Raw genomic sequence first — 23,347 nt, 5'->3', positions numbered from 1 at the left:
AATGGATAAAATAAATAAAATAAGAAGTTATTGTATGAGAATTTTATTTTTCTCCTTATTTATAAATTATAGTATTTCTATGAGCAAAACAGAAGCACAGGTGATAGATAAAAATGTTCAAAATCAGTTAAATCAACAATTAGTAAGTGTACTAAACAGATGTAGGCTAGAAGAGCAAAGAGATCAAGAAGAATTAGATTTGGAATTGTTTGATAATAGGCACAATTATCACTCTCAAATATCTATTTTTAAAGATGAAGATTTAAATGAAGCTATGAGATTGATAAATGAAGGAGCTAATATTAATACTCAAAGTGATTGTGGTATTAATATATTAATGATAGCGGTAAAGAAAGGAAAAGAGACAATCGTTGAATCTTTGTTAAATAATAAAAAAGATTTGATTGATTTAAATCTTCAAGATAATCATGGTTATACTGCTTTAATTAGTGCAGCGGTGATTGGAAATAAAGAAATTGTTAAACTTCTTCTTGCATGTCCTAATGTGACATCTCCTATTGATTTGAATCTTAAAACTATTAAAACAAAAGAAACCGCTTTGATGAAAGCAACTGCAAGGGGTTATATGGGCGTTATTGAGTTGTTAAGTACATGCTCAAATGATAAAGCTGCCATAGATTTACATATTAAAAATAAAAATGAATATGATACTTTTTTAAGATTGGCTAGCTTAGCTAATCATGAGGAGATTCAAAATTTACTTAATAATATGCTTAAAGAAGAAGAACAACAAAATGCTTTAAAATTAGCTAATATAACTAATAATGATGAAACTCAAAGTGCACTTGATGGAAGATTTGATGTCCAAGATGAACAGAGTAGTTTAGGATCTTCTACTACATCAAATGAGGAGATAGTACAAAACTTGCCTAGTGATACGCTTGAGGAAGAAAAACAAAATGTTTTAAAATTAGCTGATATAACCAATAATGAGGAAGTTCAAAGTCTAGAGGAGCATAATAATTATACGTTATTAAAAATTAGTGGTACTTGTGTAGCAACTTATTTAGCTTATAAACTCCTTAATAAAATAACAACTGGGAAAGCTAAAAATAAAACAGAACTTGAAGATAAAAATATTTATGATGTATCTTTAAGTATTGATTAAGTTAATATTTATAAATTATTTGCCTTCGTAGTCATCTATAGTTTCTTCAATTATTAAAGGTATTTCTTCGTTATGATCTTCTTGTACAACTCTATCTTCTAATGGATGAACCTCTTGTTGACTACGTTCCATAGGCGATGCCTGTATACTATTTGGTTGATATGTAATCGATTTATCATAATATTCTCTTACTGTATCTATAATATCTTGTGCTAAACCTACGGCAAATTCTATATTATGTGTTACATATTTTCCTATTACTACAGGTAAATGAGGATCTCCGGGGTTTGCAGCAACTACCGTTAGATTATCATTTTCTCGTTTATAGGGTATAAAAAAATGTTTAACCATAACTTCTTCTGGTATTAATCTTACATCATGATGATCAAATATTTCACCGACTACGTCTATTGCAGGAACTTCATAATATCTAGAAAGAGCTTGTAATAAATCTGATCTATCGACTAATCCTTCTTCTAATAAAAAATATTCAAAACTTATATCTGCTCTTGATTGAAACTCTTTATGTATTGCAAAAAGATCCTCCACTTTTAAGATATTCATTTCTACTAATATTTCGCTAAGTTTATCTATAAATTCTTTTCTCATGTTTTTCTTTCTAAATTTACTGTAATTATTGATTAATTATATTTTATTATATTTTGTAATTTATTATCAATATAAAATGAATATTTACTGTTTTGTTATTTTTTGTTAACTTTATACCATAAGAACTTGTAATAATTTTATAAATTTGAGTAATTTGGATGGATGCTACATTATTTTTTTCTCTATTTTTTATCTTATGTATAATTTATATATCTATATCCTTTTTTGTTTCAAAGTCTGTTAAATCTGTTGAAGATTACTTTTTAGCTGGAAGAAATTTAGGATTTTTTCAAATTTCTATTTCTTTAATAGCAACCCAATTAGGTGGCGGCTTTATTCTTGGTATTTCTGATCAAGCTTATAAATTTGGTTACTATGGATTATTTTATGTCTTTGGAATATGTTTAGGATTTATGTTATTAGGTTTTGGTATTGCATCTAAATTGAGGGCATTTAATGTAGATACTATTGCTCAACTTTTTGAAGTTTATTATGATTCTAAATTTTTAAGAAAGATGGCTTCTTTAACTTCTATTTTATCACTGACCGGTATTTTTGCAGCTCAAATTATTGGATCAAAGTGTTTATTAGTTTCTTTAAATTTATATAATCCCATTTTATTTATTGGTCTTTGGTTTTTGATTATAGTTTATGCAATGCTTGGAGGGTTTAAAGCTATTGTTCAAAGTGATATTATACAACTCAGTTTAATTATTCTGGTCTTTTTATCATTATTTGTTCTTGATCTTATATTTAATTTTAGTCAGACTTTGTCTGTTTTTAAATTTGGGTGGACTAATCCTATATTTTTAAGAGATATTAAATTACAAGAAATAGTAGGTATTGCTATTATTCCAGCTTTATATTCTTTAATAGAGCAAGATTTAGCGCAAGTATTCTTTGCATCTAAAAATGGTAAACTAGCAAAAGTTTCTGCATTATTTGCTTCTGTATTTTTACTATTTTTTGCTTTGGTACCACTATATTTTGGAATAAAGTCAAGAATGCTTGGTTTTGATATCGGTATTACTTCAAATGCTTTAATAACTCTTTTTGATCGTCAATATGATTCTTTAGTTGTAGTATTAGTTACCTACGGAGTATTGGCTGCAATTATTTCGACTGCTAATGGAGTTTTATGTGCAATTAGTTCTAATATTGTTAAAGATTTTGATTTACCTAAATTAAGTTCTTCAAATCAATTAATATTATCTAAAGTTGTTATGTTTTTAGTAGGCATAATTGGTATTATTTTAGCTTTTAATTTTAGTGATATTATTCAAGTATTAATTGATAGCTACTCAGTTCCTATATCTTCTATTTTAATTTCTTTATTAGCTTTATATTTTTATGCAGATCCTACTCAAAAGAACAAAATTAGATTTAGCAAAACAGCTGCTTATCTAAGTTTTTTTGGCGGCTTAATTACTTTTTTAACCCTTTTATTTTTAAAGAAAAATATGTTATTTTCCGCTGAAATTGATGCTCTTTTAGTTTCTTTAACTTGTTATATTTTAGGATTTTTGGTTGATTGTTTTAATAGAACTAAAAGCTAGATTTTTCAAATTATTATATTAAATTTAAATAGAGGAGTAAGAAATGAAGAAATTAAAGTGTTCTTTAATTTTATTAATTTTAAATTTAATTATAAATAATGTTTTATCTATGCATAAGACTTTAGAATTTGATTCTATAAAATTAGAAAAATATAATAAATTATCAAAACAAGAACTTGATAAAAAATTATTAAATATTTTAAATAAGAGTAATTTGGATAAAAATTATCTAAGAAAATGTGTAAACTTGATAATTGCTGGTGCTAATATTAATATGCAAAATAAATATGGAATTACAACTTTAATGATGGTTTCTATGAAGGGTTATTTAGGGTTAGTTAAAGCTTTACTTGAGTATACTGGTAAAGAGCCAATTGATTTAAATATTCAAGATGAAAACGGATATACGGCTTTAATGGAAGCTGCATTTTATGGACATTTAGAGATTGTTAGAATTTTGCTTGAGAGTGAGAATTGTAAGAGTCCTATTGATTTAAATTTGAAAAATAAATGTGGTAATACTGCTTTAGATTTGGCGTATATAAATAAAAAAACAGATATTGAAGGTTTATTAAATAAATATTTATAGAAATTATGAAGATTAGCTATTGGAACGTCGATGTTATTTAGAGCATGTGATTCTTTTAAAAAATCGGCTAATTGAACTGCTAATAATTTTAAGTCTAAATTAGATTTTACAATATTACTTGTACTTTCTCCATCAATTCATTTATAAATTTACCAATTGCGAGGGATAATAACTCGTAGTTTTTCCCATAACTATAGTCATAGGAATTTTATGGATATTTCATTAGCTGTTCTATTGTCATGATTGCCAGGTATAACCTGTTTAATAATAAATGCGACTATTGCGTAAATTGTTCATTGATAAACTTTTTTACTATTTCTAAAGTAATTTCAATTTTTCTGTTAATCATAATAAAACCCAATTAATTACCTTTATGATTTATAAATCCTATATAAAATATGAGGTTTATTATTATATATAACCTTTTTCTCTTTTTTGCAATTAAATTTTTCAATTAAGGCTATAGAAGCATAATTTTTGGGTTCAATATAGGCAATAATACTTGTAAATGACGAGTGTTTAAAAGCAATTTCACATAGTTTACTTACTGCTTCAAAACCGTATCCTTGACGCCAATATTGAGGCATTAGGATAATATATAGTTCCAAATCATTAGATTTGTTGTTATTAAAGCAATCAACATTACCTTCCTTGTCTATAGTAACAGTATGATAACCTGCGAATCCTATAAAATCAAATGTTTCATTGTTAAAAAGAATGTACAAGCCATATCCATATTTTTGCCATTGAGCTTCAATTATAGAAAATTGTGATTCTATATTCGTAAAACTTTCTTTGTCACCTGTATTATATGCTTCTTGCACTTTTTCATTAGATAAAATTTTCGATAAGTGAAATTTATGATCTTTATTTACTTTTTCGAATTTAAGTCTTTTTGAAGTAAAAATGAGTGGAATTTGAGAACAAATATTTGTAGTCATTATGAATAAAATTAATAGAAAATTGAAGATTACTTTAAGTCTTCGGCCAAAGATATTATTATATAACTTAAATAATGATTTATCAAATTGAGATACTAGCATATTATAATTTATTTCAAGATCTTCATAAATATAATTAATCGACAAAACCATGTTCAGAATAATAAGTATTTTTTTGAACCAGTTCTATAATTTGTTTATGTGCTGTCAAAATATTTTCAGGCAAATTATCTAATTTAAACCAGTTTATTTTGCTACACTTTTCGGGTTCTTGATTTTTTAGGGAACCTTCCCATTTAGTTGCTTTAAAACATCCAGCGTCAAAAATAATATTATCATTACCCTTACGGAATAGGAGATGAACAAATTCCAAATTTTCAGATTTAATTTTGATATTCAGTTCTTCAAAGGCTTGGCGAATAATAGCTTGTCTTGCAGTTTCATTTGCTTCAACTTTTCCACCTGACATTGAGTATTGTTCGTTTCCAAAGGTTGTATTACAGCGCTTTAGCAGCAAAACTTCCTTATTCATATTTAATAATAAGAGTAGAGCGTATCTCATGATTTTTCTTTAACTTCACATGATGATTGTATTGCTATATTTTCAATATTATTATCATAAAATTTAATCTTAAAAATTGCAAACATGGAACTTATACAAAGATTATTACTTAAATAATTTTAAAACATTTTTAAACTTTTGGTAATATGCATAGCTTAAAGAGCTAATATGATAATTTTGTAATAGGATATCAATATTTTTGGCACATATTTTTAATTTTTGCATCAGCATAAATATAGAAAAATAATTTAATAAGAATTTAAATTAAATAGATAATTATTTTAGAACTGTGCCTGTCATGTGGTACCATATCATTAGATCAAGTTTATCAAGAAGGATACCAAATTTTGTAAGTATATCTTCTAATTCTAGATATATTTTTTTAGTAATTATTTTGGGCAATTGATCTATATAATGATATTGATATAGAAATCTTATTATATGGCGATCTATTATAGCTACATCATTATATCCCACATTTCTTAAAAAATGTGAAGCTTCTTTATATCCAAGACCAGTTATATTTTTTACTAAAAATTCTCTAGCTTCTTTGCCATTTTTATAATCCTTTAATATATCTTTTATATCAATATATTTTCTTGCAAGAACTATATATTTTGCTTTTGTATTATGGAATCTATGTCCAAATGATTTTATGACTAAGGCGATTTCTTCTTGAGTTTTATTAATAAAGCCTTCAGTGCCTAAGTAGTTTTGTATTTCTATAGCACGTTTTGCTTGTGCATTAGCAGTTAATAAACAGAAGCATAGTTCGCTAAACCATTGAGTTGTGTCTTCTTTGCCTAATTCTTGGAATTCTTTTATTCTCTGATCTATTACTTGTAGTTCTTTTTTATCTAATTTAAATGGAAGTTCTAGATTTTGTTTCATAAATTCTATTAATTTTTGATATTGAAATAATTTAACTTTTATTACTATTCTATCAAATTTAATCTAAGAGTAAATTTAAATTATAAATTTTAGAAATAATAAAGTGAAAGTAAATACGGGTGTTATACTTCCACTTTTATAAATTTTATATGATTATTTATTTTTACTTAAAGTCTCTATAGTTTCATCGCAAGCCATTATGCAACTGTTAAAATTATCAATTGCCCATAAACACCCTTCAGCATCTTGATCAAGGATCTTTTCTATACTTTGTTCAGAGCGATCCATAGTTTCTTTACATGTATCTTTGCATTTAGTGATGACTTGCTTTTCATGCTCATTTAATGATTTATCTTCTAAGGCTATATTACATTCATGTATACAACTTTGAAAAGCGTCTACGGTATTTTGAGCTGATACAGCACAATCTTCTGCCTTATTCTTATTTTCACATATATTATTATTGCATTGTGATTGGCAATCTCTACAATTTTCTACTGCTGATTTACATAATAAAATGCAGTAATTACAAGCAGCTATTAAATTATCATACTTCATTTTTATCCTCATTTTTAATAATAATCTAATTAAACTAGTAAATAATGATATTTGTTATCATTATTTACTAGTTGTTAACTATTACTTAAATTTGTTACTAATTTGAGCAGCTTTGTCTTTTAATATGTTAAATATCTTTTTTGCAAACTGTTCGACGTTTGTAAAGTCTACTTTCTCACGTATTTTTATAGTTTGTCCAAAAAGATGAGCATCCAATTCAAATTCTAGTCCTTCAATTGCGCCTAAGAATCTAATACATTCTATATTAAATCCTTTTTGTACACCTTCAGCAAAAGCATCAGCAAGAGTTAAAACCCCTTTTGCTGTATCCTGAGTAGTTTTTAGGGCTAATTTAGATGACTCAAAAGCCGCATAATCAGTTCCATGTTGAGCAGCCGATACTGCTGCTTGTGCAACTCCTAACCCAGCTTTAGAGGCAGCCCATCCAGTTCCATAACCTGCAAGTTGTGAACATGAAACAACTTGATCTCCTATATTTTGAGCTATATCTTTAACTTGCCCGGCTAGGTTTTTTGCTTCTTTACCTACGGCTGCTGCTCCTTTTTCTATTGCTCCGCCTACTTTTCCAGCTGCGTTTTTTATGCTATCCCAAATACCGCAATTTATGTTATTACTTATTAATAAAATACTTGTAAGTATCAATAATTTTTTCATTTTTTCTCCTATAGCCCGCATTGACGTTTAGCTTTATCGATATCTTTTTGCAATTTGTCAGTATAATCTTGAGCAGTTTTTAGTGCTGATTGGGCTGTATTCATTGCATTATTAAATGTTTTTTGTGCATCTTTTACTTTATTTTGTGCATCTGTAAGTGCATTATCAACATCTTTCTTTGATGATAAGGTAAATTGATGTATTTTATCATATAATATATTTATTGCAGACTGCTTCATTTTAGCGCATACATACCATTCTTTAGGTTGTTTAAAGTCTTTTGCATTTAAAGTAAAGTCAGTTTCTAGTACGTTAAAGACATTTTCAGAAAAATGTAGATAAATTCCAGATGTTGATAATTTCATACAAGCATCAGCGTTAATTGTCCCTAGTTTTCCTAAATTAACAATAACATCGGCGCTTAAAAATAGACCTATGTTTGTTGGTGGATAGTAGTATAGATTCAATATAGCTCCTTGTTCTTTTGAGTAATCTGTTCTAGATGCTACTGATTGTGGTGCACTTTGAGCATCTAATTTAAAGCTAGGAGCTTTAGGATCTCTTACTACTCCGGGTTTTAATATTGGTTTTGTATTATAGTTTGTTGTACCACCGCATGGAACTAAACACATATCTACATCTGAACAAGTTTTAGATTTTCCTGCACCAGTTATTTTAACAGGTCCTAAAGTTACTGGTGAAAGATAACCAGTTCCATCAAATCCATTTGAATTTATATTAAATTCTACGCTAGCAGTTGATCCAAATAGATCAAGAGCAGCATCGATTGATAAGCCTGCGGGCCAAACTTTATTTGCAAAAAACACGTTTGCCGGTGAAAAATAGAATTTAGCTTGTTTTATGCCAAGCTCTGGTATAGAAGATTTAAACTTATCTGCTGATCCTCCAAGATGTGAATATGCTTTTATTGCTAGATTTAGAATATCTGATAATGCAAGAGCACTTTTTCTAGATCCCGTTGGTTGAAGTTCTCCATAGGCAAGTATATTACTTTGTTGTCCAGATAATCTTACATCAAAAGCTGCTTGAATTTTAGTTTGAGCATCTTGTGGTCCAAAATCTAATTCTCCTGCCATACCTATATCCGATATTCCTAAAGTTTCAACATTTTCAGGATTTAGACCACCTTGTAATGTAACGTTTCCAAATTTAAGTGGTAGCTTTATAGGACTTAAGTCAAGTAATCCATTCATAGATCCAATTAATATAGCTGATGCAGATGAGTCTATTGAAAATAAAGCTTTAAAATCAAGGGGGCTTAATTTGCTATCTATTGCATTTAAATATAGTGTCAATCCACCTGATAAGCCAAAAGAAACACCAGATGTGCCTGTACCTTCTGGAGATGGTAATAGTATTACTTGTAAAGTAAGTTTATCGGTTTCTATAAATTTTTTGCCTCCCAAATTGAATCCTATTTGTCCTGGTAATTCTAGACCTAAAGAAGATCCTCCAATAGATCTATTGATATTTCCTCTTAACTCAAGTGGAGTATCTTTAAGATTTACTGTTCCTCTAGATACTTTAGTTACAAAGTTATTAATTGTTGTGAAAGGTTCAGTTAATCCTATTTTTGCAACAACTGAAAGTCCTGGAGGCATCATACCGTATATTGGATCATAAAAACCATTTCCTAAGCCAATGGCAGTTTCATTTGCTTTTATAGCATCTAGAAATTGTAGATCTTGACTAATTTGACCAAAGCTAAAGCCTTGTGGAAGTGCAATAACAATTCCGACTTGAAAATCAGCAAGTTTGCCAAGTAATCCTTGAGCTCCACTTTTGATAGCGTCTAAAGCTTTTTGGGTTTTGCTTATTGCTTCTTTTTGTTCTACTTCTTGTTTTTCTTTATTTTCAAGCGTTTGAGCTGCTACTTCAGCTGCTTTTTCATTATCGGTTTTATTTTCGGTCTGTGTTGTATCTTGTTGATTTTGATCTTTATTTTTGATTAATCCAACTTTGGATAGCGGACCATTAAAGTAAGTTAGACCTGCTTGATTCCAATTTTGAGCTTGTGGATATTTTTTAATTTCTGATACATTGCTTCTTTGGAACTTTTCAGCAGCGGCCTGAAGACTTTGAGACAATTGGTTTTTATCTATTGTTCCTGAAGGTCCTACTATAAGTCTAATAACACTTTTTTGTCCAGCAACATTAGTTTCGGCGTTTATGACTCCGGTTTTTGCAGATGAATCAAAACCTACTGTTATATTTTTTAATTGTAATTTAGATAAAAAATCTAGTATTTGAGCTGGTATATATGAAGTATAAGCTTTAAATTGTGGTACATCAGATAGCGAAAGAGCTTCTTGCTTAGAAGCGGATTCGGCTTGCTTTAAGCTTTCTTCAATAGATACTGAATACAAACCTGGACTGATCAGTATTAAAGATATAATTTTTATAGTTAAATTTTTAAAGATTTTCATTACTATAACCTCTATCGTTTATTAATCTAGATAATCAAAATCATTAAGTTTATCAGATTCTTTATTATGAGTTGAAAGATAATTTTTATTACTATACTCTTTGCTTAAATCCTCTAGAATTTCTTCTATTTGTTCTATAAGATTATCATGCTCATGTAATTCTTTATTTATTTCTTCTTCAGGATCGAGTTTTAAGCTTTCAATTGTTGCATTTAATTCAACTTCACTTACAGTATCGCTCAAATGTTCTTTTAGTTCTTTTTCAATTGATTGATTAACATGTTGAACTATTCTTTGTATTTTTGATCTTACTAATTCTTTTTCTTTCTTGATATGATTTATAAGCTTTTCTATATCCTCTTTATTTAGCTTTTCTTTGACGACTATTTTACCTATATTTTGTCTATGTCCTTCCTCTTGCCATATATCGTTAACTTTTTTTATTAGTTTATCTGATGTCTCTTTTGATAAACCTGGTAATTGTGAAGGGACTTGAACAAATTTTTCAAAAGTTTTTTGTTTTATATTGCTAACTTTGGCTTTTGGAAGTTCTTTATTAGATATTTTATCTATATCTGACTTTAATTGAGCTTTTAAATAGTTTGAGTTTATATTTAAACCCAAAATAGTTATACTCATTAAAAAGTATTTTTTTGATATTTTCATTTATTCTCCTATAATTTATTAAATTGGTTTATTTAAATACTTAAATTAAATGTGTTCATTATTCTATTATAAATCTGATTAGTCAGATCATCTAAGTTTTTGGCTTTAAAAGCTTCTTTAATATATATATTCTTTCCAAGAACATTTGCTTGAAATTCAAGTTGAACATTATCAAGAGTTCCTAAAAATCTAAAGCATTGTATTTTGATGTTACCCATTATGTTTTTCTGAATTGTATTGGCAAAATCAAGAGTACCGCTAACTGTTTTTTTTGTAGCTTCTAGGACTCCTTTTGCTGATTCAAAAGCAACATATTCGCCACCCGTTTGAACGGCCTTTAAAGTTGCCTTTGCTGATTCAAAAGCAACTGCTTCACTACTTTTTTGAAAAGCTTCCATGACGCCACTACTTGCTTTTGTAGAAACCCAGGCAGTTCCTAAACCTACGACTTTACTGCAGTCTGCTATTTTTTCACCTGCGATTTTAAATCCTTCACCTACTTTTTCTGCAGCAGTTTTGAAAGCATCACCTACTTTATTAGCAGCATTTTTAAAGGCGTCGCCTATATCCCCCCAATCAAGACTTTGTAAATTAAATGTTAAACTGCTAATCAATAATAAACTGGTTATTAATAATTTTTTCATATTTTTCTCCACTATTTATTTAATTTTAACTACCACACGCCTTTTTTGCTTTATCTAAATCACGTTGTATGCTATCAGCAGCTTGACTAATTTTAGCTTTTGCTGCATTAAGTGCTTTATTGTATGCTGCTTGGGCATCACTTACTTTGCTTTGTGCATTATTAAGTGCTTTATTATATGCAGCTTGAGCATTGCTTACTTTGTTTTGTGCATCATTAATTTTACTTAATGCTTGTTGTTTGGCTTGATCTATTCTTTTGGCAATTAGTGATACAAGTAAATTTTCTGTTGCTGGTGTTGCTTTGCCGCAGATATACCATTGCTTGTTAGGTGTTTGATAATCTTTTGCATGCAAACTAAACTGAGTATCTAAAACACCAAGTACTTTTTGTTGGAAGTACGCAAATATACCGCTACTTGTTGCATTTATGCAAGCATCGCTGTTAATTACCCCTAGATCAGGACCTGCATCAGCGCTAATTTTTGCGTTAATAAGCATAGCTACATCAGTTGGAGGGTGGAAAAATATGTTAACTAGGCCGCCTGTTGCTTTAGAGTAATCTGGACGATTTTGCAATAATTGTGGTATATGATTACTGTCTAGAGTAAAATTATTAGTAATAGTATTTTTAAGTTCGTTAGGAAATAAGATATTTTGTGTTTTAATTGTTGGTTGACCATTGCATGCTATGTTACATAGGTCAGCACTTTGACAGGTTTTGGATTCAGAAGCTCCTAAAATCTTTACTAATCCTAAATCTATTTCTGATACTATATAACCGGTTGCATCAAATCCAGTTTGATCTAGCTTGAATACTACATTTGCAGTCCCGCCAAATATATCTAAAGAGGTGTCTATTGTTAATCCTCCTGGTAAAGTTTTATTGCCATATATTATATTAGATGGTGAGAAGAAAAATTCTGCATGCTTGATTGCAAGTTCAGGTATATTAGCTTTAAATTGACTTTCTCCAGATTTAAGTTGAGTGTAAGCTGTGGTTGATAAATTTAGTATATCTGATAAAGACAAAGCATTTCTACCTGGAGTTGCAGGTTCTAAAGTACCATAGGTAAAGATATTTGTGTTATTTTCATTAAAGTTAAGATCAATTGTAGAAATTAATTTACTTTGTTGATTTGCTGGCCCAAAATTGGCTTGTCCTGCTAAGACTAGATTTTTGAGATTAAGGTTTTGCATATTCTGTATATTAAAGTCTTGATTAATAGTTACATTTCCAAATGTAAATGGCAAACCTACGGGTTTTAGATCTAATAATCCACTCATAGTTGCACTTAAAGAAGCTTTTAATGAAGTGTCTATATTGAAAAATGCTTCAAAATCTAAAGGACTGAGATTGCTGTACATATTATTAAGAAGTAATTTTAGTCCACCGGATAATCCTAAAGACAAGCCACTTCCATATTTGAGTTCTTTAGTAGGAGGTAATACTATAAGCTTAAAGTTCATGTTATCAAATTCTATTAATGGTTTATTAGAGGATTGAAAAGTTATCCTTCCTGGAACTGTTCTGCCTATAGATGTTCCTGATACTCCAGGTAATATATTTCCTCTTAATTCAAATTCTGTTTGTGGTAATCCATAAGCTCCGTTTGTAGCATTTTTTATAAAGTTATTTGCTGTAAGAAAAGGTTCTTCTAATTGTGCCTTTGCAATAAGTGTTAATCCTGCTTTTATATCACCATAAGTTGGATCGTTAAAGTTGGTTCCTAGGGCAAGAGCGCCATCTTCTAATCTTACTGAGTCTAAAAATTTTAAATCTGGATTAAGTTGTGCAAATTGAAAGCCCTTAGGAAGTTCTATAACTAGGCCTAATTTTATTGCTGATAATTGAGATACTATGTCTTTTGCAATTTTAGTTACGTAAGCCTCGGTTTCAGATATGATATTCTCTATATATCCGATATAGGTGCTAGAAGTATTTGTTGTATGATTTGGACTTGATGTATTGGAGGCTTGGCTTGATGGATTTGCTCCTAATATGATTCTTATTTGAGCTTCTATACCTTCAATATTAGTTTCTGCACTTATTAATTCATCGGTAGATTTATAAGGCTGAGCCTTTAGATTTGTTAATTTTAAATCTTTTAAAAAGTTGTATACTGAAGAAGGTACATACGGAGCAAAGTTAGAAAATCCTGGAATATCTGATAAAGATAGTTCTTTGTTTTTGGATTTATTTATCAATTGATTGATAAGAGTATTAAGATCTAAATTATTTGCTGCTTGAGCAAATGTTTGATCTGAATATCCTAATAGAGCTATTAGAATAAAAAATATTTTCTTTGAAAAATTCACTTTTTATTACCTCCAAAAAATTTTGATTTATTTATCTATATTATTTTTATTTAATTTTAATTTATAATATGAATAAAAATCAAGCAATTATAATAAAAAAAGAGACTAACGTAATTATTAGTCTCTTTTTTTATTATTAAATTAACTTGTAATCAATCAAAATTATAATTTACATTCTTGTTTTGATTGATTAAGTTTTTGGGCAATTGAATTATAAGCATGTTCATTTTCTTCAAGTGTTTTTTGAGTTTCAAGTAAGGCTTTTAATTTTTGTTGATAAAGTTCTTTTGCTGTATCTAAAGTTTTCTTGATAGGAGTTATAGCTACTTCTAATCCTCTTATAGCAGTACATGCGTCAACTTTGTTTATTACGCCACTTTTTATTCTATTATAAAGATCTTCTGCTTTTTTTAAGTGATCAGATAAAGTTTGTTGTGCTGATACAACATCTTTATGTATTTGATCTATCCATTGACCGCCTTTTTGTTTGGCAGATTCAAACCATTTGGTGCCGGTTTCTTTAGCTTGACTTAAGAACTGTTCAGCATCTTTTAAATAGTTACTGTGTTCTGGTTCTATTGAAAAAATTGTTGCGTTAATAAGTAATGATAAAAACGCTGATAAAATAATTATTTTTTTCATTATATCCTTTCTTGATGATTTCATTATTTATAATATTAGTTCTTCGAGATTTATATTACTATTTTAATTTATATTACGAATAAAAATCAATAATTTTTTATTTGTGTTAAGAGTTTTTCTTTTGTTTTGAATAATTTTATTATCTTATTAAGACGCATAATTTTTATTAATTTATCTTAAATTAGGTGTAATATAAGGTTCGGCCGCACGCTATCGCTAGTTTGCCGAACCTTATATTACAATCTGATATATTAGAATAGGGTAATTAGATTTTTTGTCCAAACAGTGTTACATATTTTCTTGTTATCATAAAAATAATCAAACACAATACTGAAAGGATTTTTAGTTTAATCTGAGACGTTTTAAGAAAGCTTTATATAAAGTTTGATCTTATCAAGTTACCTCTTAAATTTCTATATCGAATTTGTGTTATTTGAGTAAATTTTATGATAGAAGTTTCCATATGATAAAAAATCTAGTAAAATTAAGATCTACAAGTTTTATACTCTTTAACATTAAAAGAATAAGCAAAGGAGTTTGATGAGAAATATAAATGTAACAAATCAGGATATATTAGAACTTGATTTAGATGCTTATGCATATTTTTTGGAACATGATTTTGATTTTTCAAAATTAAGTAAATTATCAGAGCAAATATACGGACCGCTTGAGGCAACGATAAAAAACCGAGGATTTTCAGGAAAAGCTGAAAGTGTTCTAGTTCTAAATGGAGTATACCATAATAAACCGGTATATATAATTCTTTTAGGATTAGGAGATTTAGACAGAAAATCTCTAAATGTAGAAACTTACAGAAGAGCAGTAGGGAGATTGGTAAGAGTTGCGCAAAGTCATAAACTAAATAGTATAGGCTTTTCGTTGCCAGATCCTGTATTAATAGATTTATCTTATAAAAAACTAGCACAAGAAACTTCTACTATATTACATAAATCTGCTTATCATTTTGATAAATTTATAACAAATCCTGACAGAAAATTAAAGTGGGATTTTGATTTATTTGTATCTGTAAATGAAAATAATCAAATAGAAGTAGAAGATGGCATAAATCAGGGTATAGTAATAGGGCATGCTATAAACAAATCAAGATACTGGTGTGATATGCCTCCTTCTCAGTTTACACCTACAATATTTGCCAGTAAAGCTCAAGAGATAGCAAAAGAATATAATCTATCTTATAAAATATTTAATGAAGAAGAAATCATTCAAATGGGAATGGGAGGTCTTGCAGGAGTATCAAGAGGTTCTGTTGAAGATTGCAGATTAGCTATACTAGAATATAAATATGAACCTGAATATGCTCCAACTATCGCTATTGTTGGAAAGGGTATAACATTTGATTCAGGTGGATTGAGTCTAAAACCTGCAAATGCCATGGAAACCATGAAAGATGATATGGCGGGAGCAGCAATAGTGCTTTCGGTAATGGAAGTAATTGCACAACTTAAGCCAAAAATTAATGTTGTAGCTCTAGCTCCTATGTCAGAAAACATGCCAAGCGGCTCAGCATTAAAACCAGGTGACATAGTAAAATTTTATAATGGAAAAACAGCTGAAGTACTGAATACCGATGCCGAAGGCAGATTAATACTTGCAGATGCATTATCATATGCTGTGGCAAATTACAAATTAGATGCAATAGTAGATTTAGCAACTCTTACTGGTGCGTGTGCTTATTTTCTTGGGCCCTTCTATGCAGGTCTTTTAAGTCCTAATGATGATCTGTCAAAGAAATTAAAAGAATCTTCAAGAAGATCTGGTGATCGACTTTGGAGATTGCCAATGGATGAAGATTATCATCAAGCAATAATATCTGACATAGCAGATATATCAAATACAGGTAATGCAAGATATAAATCAGGAGCAATAACAGCTGCTTTCTTTTTGAAGAATTTTGTTAACGATGTACCTTGGGCTCATATTGATACAGCAGGAGTCTCATTTGGTGTACCTGGTATGAGTTACTTAAGAGATGGAGCAACCGGTTTTGGCGTTAGACTTTTGACAGACCTAATAATGAATTGGAATGCCTAATTACTAACATTATCTTAGTTTTTATTTTTTATATACTTGTTTTTTAACACAATAAGCAAAAAGGATGTAGGTATTAAATACCTACATCCTTTTTATATTATAAAGTATCTTTCTATTTATTCCTATAAAATATTGAAATTATTATAAAACAAATGGTAATATAAATTCATATTTAAAAATTATATAATTAAATATGCTTAATTAATATACTAAATAGAATATATTAAATATGTTTGATTAAAAGCTAAATAGAAGGGAGTCGGCAATCTATGAAATTAAGGATTATTTCTTTATTGGCTTTAGTAATTGTAGTGTATAAAGAAATATATTTACTTTCTATAAAAGATTTGAACAGTATTGAAGAAAAAGTTCAATTTTTATCAAGAGAAAATGTAGATTCTGATAATAAAATATTAAGAAATGGAATTATAGTAAAAAGGCCAAGAGCAAAGGCAACTATACTTATATGTCATGGTTTTATGTGTGATAAATTTGATATTAGCTTTTTACATGTTATTTTTAAAGATTATAATACTATGGCATTTGATTTTAGAGCTCATGGTCAAGATGCTAAAGATCAATGTTGTACTTTTGGAAGAAATGAGGCTTATGATATTTTAGGTGCAGTGAAATTTATAAAGAATGATCCTGATCTAAAGAATTTGCCAATAATTATATATGGTTTTTCCATGGGAGCTGTTGCTAGCATAATCGCAGGTTCTATTGAAAAAGATTTATGTAATGCGATGATATTAGATTGTCCTTTTGAATCTTCTGATAAACTGCTTGAGCGTAGCTTAGGTAAGATAAAATTCAGTATCTTTGGTTATGAAATAGGAATGCCTGGTTCTAATATATTAAAAAGTTATGCATATAGTCCTTATGTACAAAGTGCTATAAAAACTATATTAAAAAGTCTTGCCAATATTGATTCAACTCAAATTAATACTTACATGCAGCCAATATATCCTGAAGAGGCAATTAAATATATTAAAAAGCCGGTATTTATTATAGGATGTACCAATGATGATAAAGCTCCAGAAGAGGCTGTAAGATCAATATATAATGGAGCCAAAGGATTTAAAAGATTATGGATTTGTAATGCAAGGCGTCACTTTGATCCCATATTTTTTAAAATGAGTGAATATATAAAAAAGGTAAATAAGTTTATAAAGTTATGTTTAAGCGATAATATTAATAGCAAAAAACCGGCAAAAATAAAAGTAGATTTATAAGTCAGAATTACTTTCATCAGTATCTTCTATATACAAGAAATATTGTTTAAAAAAAAGCTTATAGATGTCCATTATAATATCTTGAGGTTGAATAGTAGTATTATATTCTTGTGTTCTTTTCTTTAATAAATGATCTTGAGTAAGAATTTGGGTAATTTCTGTAAAAATCAAATCTCTTATAAAATCATTATGATCTGTATCTTTAAAATCAACTGAAATAAAGGAAACTTTAAATAATTGATATAATTTTAAAACGGTTTCAGGGCTTACGCAATTAAAAATAGAGTCATTTGTATTTAATCTACTTTTGATTAATAAACATATATCTTTAATAAGAATGTCATTTTTAGAATAGTTTTTTATTAAAATAAGATTTTTTAGATCTTCTATAACAATATCAGACATAGTAGAAAGTGGAATATGTATAATGATACATTTTAAAGAATGACCCTTTAGGTTTCTTTTTAAATATTTAATTACAGGTAACTTGCAAATTTTATTATGCAAATTATATTCAAGAATTTTTTTTACGGTATTAGATTGATTTTGATATCTAATACAAGAGTAAAGATCAGCTTTTATTCCTTTTGTGATATCTTTAATCAAACATTCGGGAATTTCTAATAATTTTGGGTTTTCTTTATCGATTAAGTTAGTATTCAATTCAGATAAATTGTTATTAGCATATTCGATTAATTTATATATAACATGTTGTACAATAGTTTTTAATTCCTCCTCATAACAAAAATCTTTATATTTATCTCTGCCTTTAAATATTATTTCTATAAAGGGCCACAGAATATGACATATTTTTAAATTATGAGATTTAACAGAATTAATTTGCATAGGATGAATAAATATAAAATTTAAATTTATTATAAAAATTAAAAAATAAATAAAAGATTTTCGAGTCATTTTTAAAGCTTTCTACTATAAATAGGTTATGTCTAGTTATTGTACTATAAATTTAATAATAAAAAAGGGTAAAATTGAAAAAGATAAATTTAATCATTTTACTAATTTTGATAAAAAATTTAAATGGAATGCAATTAGATACAATGCCTTATGAAATTAAGCAACATATAATAAGCTTTGTATTAGGTATAGATAATCTGCCTGACATGATTAAAGAACTTATAAATATTACTCATGTAAATTCAAACTTTAGAAAAATAGTTTTTGAACTTGAAGATGAATCTTATTCTATAATAAATCAGGTAATAAAAGATTATTTTAATAGTAAACAAGAACATAGAGATAAAGTTATCGAAGAATGGCAAGAACTATCAATTAAAATAAAAGATATAAAATTTTTAAGTATTATTACGCAAATTCTGAAGAATCACGGAATGGATCTTGATAAAAAATATTATTTAAATAAAGATAAAGAAGAAAATGAATACTATGAATATAATGCTTTATCAAAAGCAATAGATGATAAAAACTTTAATAATGCTCTAATATTATTAGATTTTGGAGCAAATCCCAATATAGAAATAAACGGTTTAACAATATTAATGAAAGCAGTAGAAGACAAAAATAATACAGATATTGCTCTTTTAATTAAACTTATAGAAAAAGGAGCAAAGGTTAACTATAAAAATGACTTGTATGGTTATACGGCTTTACATATTGCTGCTGAGATGTCTAACATTAAAGCATTGGAATTTCTTTTAAAAAATGAAGCCTATGTTAATGAAAGTTCTTATAAAGGTGCTACACCATTGATAAGAGCAGTACGGCAAAATGCTTCCAAAAAAGTCATTAAAATGTTGATAAATTATGGTGCGGATATTGATTTAAAAGATGATTATGGCTATACAGCTCTAATGAGAGCAGCAAAAAAAGGACTCTTTAAAGTTTTAAAGATTTTACTTGATGCAAACGCTAATTATAATGCTATAAATAATAATCAAGAAAATCTTTTACATCTTATTGCCGAAAATCGATCTGAAAATGACAGAAAAATTATAGAAATATTATCAGAAATTCCCAATTTGAATGTTAACCAAAAAGACATAGAAAAAAATAATCCTTTATTTAAAGCAATTTGCTTTAACAATATAGAATTGATAAATATGCTTATAATGAAAGGAATTAATATAAATAGTCAAAATATATATGGCTATACTCCCTTAATGATAGCTGCAGGTCTAGAAAATTTAGAAGTAATTAAAATACTTTATGAAAATAATGTAAATTTTGATACTCAAGATTCAAATGGCAATACAGCACTAATCAATGCAAGTTTATCAAACTTTAAAGAAGTTATTAGATTACTATTATTATATGGAGCTAATCCGAGAATAATTAATAAAAGAGCAGAAAACTGTCTCTATTTAGTTCAAAACCCTGAAATTGCAGAACTTATTATAGAATCTGATAAGAGCTTAAATGAAAAACAAATCAATCTACTAAAAGCTATGTACTATAATAGACCGGATATAGTCATGGACATAATAAAACAAGCAGTTAATCCTAATACTCAGAATTGTAATGGAGATACCCCACTTATATGGGCTATTTGCAATAGATATAAAGTTATAATAGATCTTTTATTAAATTTAGAAAATATAGATGTAAACACTCAAAATCTACAAGGGAATAACAGTTTAATTATTGCATGCCATATTAATAACATAGAAATAGCAAATAAACTATTAAATAAAGGTGCCCAACCTGATATAGAAAATAAAAAAAGTATAAACCCTCTAATACACACAATTTATCATTCAAATAAAGAGCTAGCGAGATTATTATTAGAATTTGGAGCAGATGCTTACAAAGCAATAGTGGCAATTATAGAGTTTGATTGTAAGGAAATATTAAAATTATTTATAGAATCTGGTGTTAATCCTAATGCTTGTGATGAAAGCTTAAATACAATATTAATGAATGCGGTATATAAGCAAAAGCACAATATAATTAACATGTTATTGCAAACTTCAGACATAAACATAAATTTAAAAAATATAATGGGAAATACTTCATTACATATAGCAATATTTTATGGATATACTGATCTTGCGTATATTCTTATTAATAAAGGTGCTGATCTTAATATAGAAAATGTATATCAAGAAACTCCACTTTTAATTGCGGTTACAAAGAACAATTATATTATAGTTGAAGATCTAATAAAATCTAAAGTAATAGATATAGATCATAAAAATATTAATAATGAAACATCTCTAATGATAGCAGCCAAAAAAGGATACACATATATTGTAAATATTTTATTAAAAGCAGGAGCAAATACCTATCTCTTAGATCCTAAAGGCTTATCAGCTTTAGAAATAGCAATAACAAATGATCAAATCACAGTTGTAAAGCTTATAATAAATTCATATCAAGATAATGAAAATAAAATCAAAGATATAATCAAAGGATTAGTTCAAGCTACAAAGCATAATAAAAAAGATATTATTAACATCCTACTTAATTTAGCAAAAGAGCTAAATATAAGAGGATACTATAAAGAGGAAATATTAAGGGCAGCAATAAGAAATGGTGATGTAACTTTGATAAAGATGTTAATAGATTATGGTGTAAATTACAATATCAAATATAAATATAGACACAATGCAACACCATTAATGATAGCAATTCTTGAATCAAATCAAGAAGTAATTAAATTTATTTTGAATTTGCCTAATATAGAAGTAGATGCTCAAGATAATGAGGGTCATACAGCTTTAATATTGGCTATATTAAACAATAAAGAAGAAATCGCTAGACTTCTAGTAAAATATGGAGCAAATGTTAATTTAAAAAACATATTAGGACAAACCGCACTCTATTTAGCAAAAAAGAAAAATATAGGCCTATAACTTAAAAAGAACTAGCAGTTCTTTTCAAACTTAATACTAAATCTATTCAGCTTAATATTATATTTGAAGTTTATTAACCTTATTTATAAAGTTATTTAGATTACTTTTCACAAATATTTCAAAAAAATGCCTACTAGTAATATGCTCATTCTTTTTATAAATATCTGTATTAGAACAAATATTTGAGCTTTATTTCAATTAGTGTATAATATTTAATATAGTTGATATTTAAAATAAATTATTAAAGGATAAAAAGTGAACAAAATAAAACATCTATATATAATATTATTATCAGTTCTATTTATGAATAATAATATAATCTCCATGGAAAATCAAGATTATATTACAAATGAACAAGAGTCGCAATTATTAAATTTACCTGCAGAAGTTAGGACAGCTATTATCAATGAAACTGTAATACAACAACTCAAAGAAACTATTAATGAGTGGAATGATATATTTCAAGAACCTAAAATTAATTTACAAAGTATAGCTCTTGTGTCTCAACAATTTAAAGGTGTATTGAATGTTGCTTTAAAATCACCATCTTTAAAAAACTATTTAAATCAGTTAGTAAAAGATTTAAAATCAAAACGTTTTGATGAACTCTTTGAAGATTTAAAAATTAAATTTATTGAAGAATATAAAGGTTTATCGACTGAAGATCTCAATCAAGCTTTAACTGAAATATTGAATCAAGAAAAAGCATCTAAAGAAAATCTTAAGGAAGCAGTTAAATTAATACTTGCAGGTACTGATGTTAATGCTAGAGATAAAAATAGATTGACAGCTTTAATGATAGCATCTAAAAAAGGTTATAAAGAGATAGTTCAAATATTAATCAAAACAGGAGCTGATCTTGATACTACGGATAAAGATAGTATAACAGCTTTAATGATAGCATCTAGAAATGGCCATAAAGAGATAGTTCAAATATTAATCAAAACAGGAGCTGATCTTGATACTACGGATAAAGATAGTATAACCGCTTTAATGATAGCATCTAGAAATGGCCATAAAGAGATAGTTCAAATATTAATAGATAAAGGTGCTAGTGTTAATGCTAAAAATAGATATAGCTCTACAGCTTTAATGTTTGCATCTACAAATGGTTATAAAAATATAGTAGAAATATTACTCCAAGCAGGTGCTAATGTTAATATTAAAAACAAGTATGGCTATACTTCTTTAATGATTGCGTCTGCAAGAGGACATAAAGAGATAGTAGGGCTATTAATAGATAAAGGCGCTAGTACTAATGCTAAAAATGAATACGGCTTTACAGCTTTAATGCTTGCCTCGAGATACGATCATAAAGAAATAGTAGAAATGCTAATAAAATCAGATGATAATGTTAATGCTACAGATATATAAAGAAAAGATACAAATCTATTACAAAAAAAAAGAACTAGTTTAAACTAGTTCTTTTTTAACTTAATATTAAATCTATTTAGCTTGATATTCTATCTGAAGCTCATTAACTTTACTTATAAAATTATTTAAACTATTTCTCATAATATCAGTAACTGCTTCACTAGTTGCAACTGTAACTTCAGGCATCTTTTCTATTGTTTTTTTACCAACTGGAGAATTATAAAAATTTAAAATTTCTTCAACTTCTTGTTCGGTATAGATATTATCATAAACTTGAGCAATCTTACTAACAAACTTATCAGATTTGAACTCTTCTAAAATATTATTTAGATAATCTTGTTGCAAATTAAGAAGCTTTTTAGAGTACTCGTCTTCTTTTTGTTCTACAGAACCTAATATTTGAGCAGTCATTGCTTTAAAAGATTCAGATATTTGATCAGATTTAATAGTTAAATTTAATATTTTTTCTATATTTCTTAACTTTTTATTATCTGTTTCTACGGACCATAAATTAGCTTGTTGTAAGTTAAAAGCCACTAAAACTGAGAATAATAATTTTTTCATATTATTGTCCCTTCTAATACTAGATTTTAGATATATTTTACTATTATAAACTAAAAAAGTTTGGGC

At 27.7% G+C, this 23,347-nt stretch carries 20 protein-coding genes; 7 read left to right on the top strand and 13 right to left on the bottom strand.

From position 1 onward, the window contains the following. The first annotated feature begins 79 nt into the window (after positions 1-79). Positions 80-1,129, top strand: a complete 1,050-nt coding sequence (locus tag BABL1_RS00650) for an ankyrin repeat domain-containing protein (protein WP_171814718.1) — start codon at positions 80-82, stop codon at positions 1,127-1,129. Positions 1,130-1,144: 15 nt separating this feature from the next. Here the strand turns inward: BABL1_RS00650 and BABL1_RS00645 are convergent, their stop codons facing one another. Next, positions 1,145-1,738 (bottom strand): GspE/PulE/PilB domain-containing protein, encoded by a 594-nt coding sequence (locus BABL1_RS00645; protein WP_023791121.1) that lies wholly within the window; start codon positions 1,736-1,738, stop codon positions 1,145-1,147. 158 nt (positions 1,739-1,896) lie between these two features. On the opposite strand from BABL1_RS00645, the gene BABL1_RS00640 reads away from it, so the two are divergent. Beyond that, a complete protein-coding gene (locus tag BABL1_RS00640) occupies positions 1,897-3,294 on the top strand; it encodes a sodium:solute symporter family protein (protein ID WP_023791119.1) in 1,398 nt (465 codons plus the stop codon). Between the two features lie 43 nt (positions 3,295-3,337). Further along, positions 3,338-3,883 (top strand): ankyrin repeat domain-containing protein, encoded by a 546-nt coding sequence (locus tag BABL1_RS05145; protein WP_023791117.1) that lies wholly within the window; start codon positions 3,338-3,340, stop codon positions 3,881-3,883. Positions 3,884-4,254: 371 nt separating this feature from the next. On the opposite strand, the gene BABL1_RS00630 is transcribed toward BABL1_RS05145, so the two are convergent. The 10 genes from BABL1_RS00630 to BABL1_RS00585 form a co-directional block, all read right to left on the bottom strand. Continuing rightward, the gene (locus BABL1_RS00630) at positions 4,255-4,824 is read right to left on the bottom strand and encodes a GNAT family N-acetyltransferase (RefSeq protein ID WP_171814717.1); all 570 of its coding nucleotides are present in this window, start codon (positions 4,822-4,824) and stop codon (positions 4,255-4,257) included. Between the two features lie 136 nt (positions 4,825-4,960). Continuing rightward, entirely contained in the window at positions 4,961-5,386 is a 426-nt protein-coding gene (locus tag BABL1_RS00625) for an NUDIX domain-containing protein (RefSeq protein ID WP_023791113.1), read from the bottom strand. A 276-nt stretch (positions 5,387-5,662) separates the two neighbouring features. Then, the gene (locus tag BABL1_RS00620; RefSeq protein ID WP_023791111.1) at positions 5,663-6,277 is read right to left on the bottom strand and encodes an N-glycosylase/DNA lyase; all 615 of its coding nucleotides are present in this window, start codon (positions 6,275-6,277) and stop codon (positions 5,663-5,665) included. 153 nt (positions 6,278-6,430) lie between these two features. Beyond that, positions 6,431-6,835, bottom strand: a complete 405-nt coding sequence (locus tag BABL1_RS00615; protein ID WP_023791109.1) for a hypothetical protein — start codon at positions 6,833-6,835, stop codon at positions 6,431-6,433. An 81-nt stretch (positions 6,836-6,916) separates the two neighbouring features. Then, on the bottom strand, positions 6,917-7,510 hold the full coding sequence (locus BABL1_RS00610) for a hypothetical protein (RefSeq protein WP_023791108.1): 594 nt from the start codon (positions 7,508-7,510) through the stop codon (positions 6,917-6,919). Between the two features lie 8 nt (positions 7,511-7,518). Continuing rightward, a complete protein-coding gene (locus tag BABL1_RS00605; protein ID WP_023791106.1) occupies positions 7,519-9,957 on the bottom strand; it encodes a hypothetical protein in 2,439 nt (812 codons plus the stop codon). A gap of 21 nt (positions 9,958-9,978) precedes the next feature. Continuing rightward, positions 9,979-10,623: a hypothetical protein gene (locus BABL1_RS00600; RefSeq protein ID WP_023791104.1), complete on the bottom strand. Its 645-nt coding sequence runs from the start codon at positions 10,621-10,623 to the stop codon at positions 9,979-9,981. A gap of 32 nt (positions 10,624-10,655) precedes the next feature. Next, positions 10,656-11,267, bottom strand: a complete 612-nt coding sequence (locus tag BABL1_RS00595) for a hypothetical protein (protein ID WP_023791102.1) — start codon at positions 11,265-11,267, stop codon at positions 10,656-10,658. 25 nt (positions 11,268-11,292) lie between these two features. Further along, complete coding sequence (locus BABL1_RS00590) at positions 11,293-13,584, bottom strand: hypothetical protein (protein ID WP_023791100.1); 2,292 nt, start codon at positions 13,582-13,584, stop codon at positions 11,293-11,295. Positions 13,585-13,746: 162 nt separating this feature from the next. Next, complete coding sequence (locus BABL1_RS00585) at positions 13,747-14,226, bottom strand: hypothetical protein (protein WP_023791098.1); 480 nt, start codon at positions 14,224-14,226, stop codon at positions 13,747-13,749. A 540-nt stretch (positions 14,227-14,766) separates the two neighbouring features. Between BABL1_RS00585 and BABL1_RS00580 the strand changes: the two genes are divergently transcribed. Both BABL1_RS00580 and BABL1_RS00575 read left to right on the top strand, forming a co-directional pair. After that, positions 14,767-16,278: a leucyl aminopeptidase family protein gene (locus BABL1_RS00580; RefSeq protein ID WP_023791096.1), complete on the top strand. Its 1,512-nt coding sequence runs from the start codon at positions 14,767-14,769 to the stop codon at positions 16,276-16,278. 269 nt (positions 16,279-16,547) lie between these two features. Beyond that, entirely contained in the window at positions 16,548-17,513 is a 966-nt protein-coding gene (locus tag BABL1_RS00575) for an alpha/beta hydrolase (protein ID WP_023791094.1), read from the top strand. Here the strand turns inward: BABL1_RS00575 and BABL1_RS00570 are convergent. After that, a complete protein-coding gene (locus tag BABL1_RS00570) occupies positions 17,508-18,359 on the bottom strand; it encodes a hypothetical protein (protein ID WP_171814716.1) in 852 nt (283 codons plus the stop codon). The two genes, BABL1_RS00575 and BABL1_RS00570, sit on opposite strands and share 6 nt — an antisense overlap. 143 nt (positions 18,360-18,502) lie before the next feature. Between BABL1_RS00570 and BABL1_RS00565 the strand changes: the two genes are divergently transcribed. Further along, the gene (locus BABL1_RS00565) at positions 18,503-21,343 is read left to right on the top strand and encodes an ankyrin repeat domain-containing protein (protein WP_044601151.1); all 2,841 of its coding nucleotides are present in this window, start codon (positions 18,503-18,505) and stop codon (positions 21,341-21,343) included. Between the two features lie 255 nt (positions 21,344-21,598). Beyond that, on the top strand, positions 21,599-22,717 hold the full coding sequence (locus BABL1_RS05140; RefSeq protein ID WP_023791088.1) for an ankyrin repeat domain-containing protein: 1,119 nt from the start codon (positions 21,599-21,601) through the stop codon (positions 22,715-22,717). Positions 22,718-22,789: 72 nt separating this feature from the next. Here the strand turns inward: BABL1_RS05140 and BABL1_RS00555 are convergent, their stop codons facing one another. After that, entirely contained in the window at positions 22,790-23,281 is a 492-nt protein-coding gene (locus BABL1_RS00555; RefSeq protein WP_023791086.1) for a DUF2059 domain-containing protein, read from the bottom strand. Positions 23,282-23,347: the final 66 nt, after the last annotated feature.

The organism is Candidatus Babela massiliensis, from assembly GCF_000513475.1.
Taxonomy (GTDB): domain Bacteria; phylum Babelota; class Babeliae; order Babelales; family Babelaceae; genus Babela; species Babela massiliensis.
This window is presented reverse-complemented; position numbering and strand designations above follow the sequence as displayed.